General features: G+C 71.9%; 2 protein-coding genes. Both read right to left on the bottom strand.

Going from position 1 to position 1,341, the window contains the following annotated elements; translation table 11 throughout:
• Positions 1 to 9: 9 nt before the first annotated feature.
• The gene (locus ABQ292_RS26485) at positions 10 to 936 is read right to left on the bottom strand and encodes an integrase core domain-containing protein (protein WP_369210686.1); all 927 of its coding nucleotides are present in this window, start codon (positions 934 to 936) and stop codon (positions 10 to 12) included.
• Between the two features lie 17 nt (positions 937 to 953).
• The gene (locus ABQ292_RS26490; protein WP_369210687.1) at positions 954 to 1,271 is read right to left on the bottom strand and encodes a transposase; all 318 of its coding nucleotides are present in this window, start codon (positions 1,269 to 1,271) and stop codon (positions 954 to 956) included.
• Positions 1,272 to 1,341: the final 70 nt, after the last annotated feature.

Genomic DNA, 1,341 nt, shown 5'->3' on the forward strand with positions numbered 1-1,341 from the left:
TGTCCCGCGTCAAGCAGCTGGCAGATCTTCGGTCTCGGGAAAGTTGGGGATCACCGGGTCGGCCAGACCCAGGTGAACGTCGAGCGGGCGGTTCCAGGCCAGGGCCTCGTGCGGGCGGACGGTGTTGTACTCGACCCGGTAGTCCTCGGCGTGGGCGACCAGGTCCAGGGCGTCGGGGATCTCTTCGAGGAACAGCTTCTCGTACTTCAGCGAGCCGAACCCGCGTTCGCGTGAGCCGTTCTGGCCCGGGGTCTTCACGCGGGTGCGCACGTGCCGCAGCTCGGGGTGGGTGGCAATGAACGCCTCGAACCGAAATGACCGGAACGGCCCGCCGTTGTCGGTCACGATCGTCACCAGCGGAATCACGTTGCCCTGCTCGTCGTGCTCGGCCAGGTTGACCAACGGCCGCCCGGCCAGGCGGGCGGCCTCGGTGAGCGCCAGCTCGACCGCGGCGATCGCGTCGTGCTGGTTGGCCGTCGGGGCGATGTGCCAGCCCAGCTCGTACTTGCTCCAGTAGTCCCGGCAGCCGGCCAGCCGCCAGGTGCCGCCGGCGGTGGTCTCGAACTCGGAGAAGTCCAGCTGCCACACCTGGTTAGGCCCGGTCGGCTCGGTGGCGAACGCGGCCTTGCGGCGGGCCGCGAGCTGGCGGCGTTCGCGCTGGTAGTTGGCCTCCAGCAGCAGGCCTTCATCGCGCAGCAGGCGCAGCACGGTGGCCTGGGAGACCCGGTGGCCGTCGTGGCGGCACATCGCCCACACCTTCCGATGCCCCCACGCGGGATGGGCCAGCGCATGCCGGCGGGCGGCGGCGCGGACCCGCTCGCGGGCCGGCCGCGGCCACGGGCCCCGCGCCGGCCGGGCGGCCCGGGCGCGGGCCTGACGGCGGCGCCAGGTCCGTTCGGGCACGCCGATCAACGCGCAGAACCTCGTGGTCGGCATGCCCGCCTCGACGCGGATCACCTCGAGGTCCGCGAAGGGCCCAGGCGACCCTCGGCGGACTTCTTCCACACCCGCAGCTCGACGGCGGCCTCACCGAGAGCCTGGGTCAGCTCGCTGACCTCAGCCTCCAGCTGCGCCTCCCGGGTCGAGGGCCCGGACTTGCCGGCCACCAGGCCGGCCCGACCGGACTCCAGGAACTGGCGCTTCCAGTTGCCGACCGACTGCTCGGACAGCTTCGCCCGCCGGGCGGCCTCGGCGACGGTGACCTCACCGGCCAGGATCGACAGCACGATCCGGACCTTCTCCTCGGCCGGGAACACCGGCGGTCTCGCCATGAACGATCAGACTCCTTGCCAGGTCAGACCCGCAAGCAACGGGCCCTGCCAGGAAGTCTGACGCGCGACA

The organism is Geodermatophilus maliterrae, from assembly GCF_041018925.1.
GTDB classification, from domain to species: Bacteria; Actinomycetota; Actinomycetes; order Mycobacteriales; family Geodermatophilaceae; genus Geodermatophilus; species Geodermatophilus maliterrae.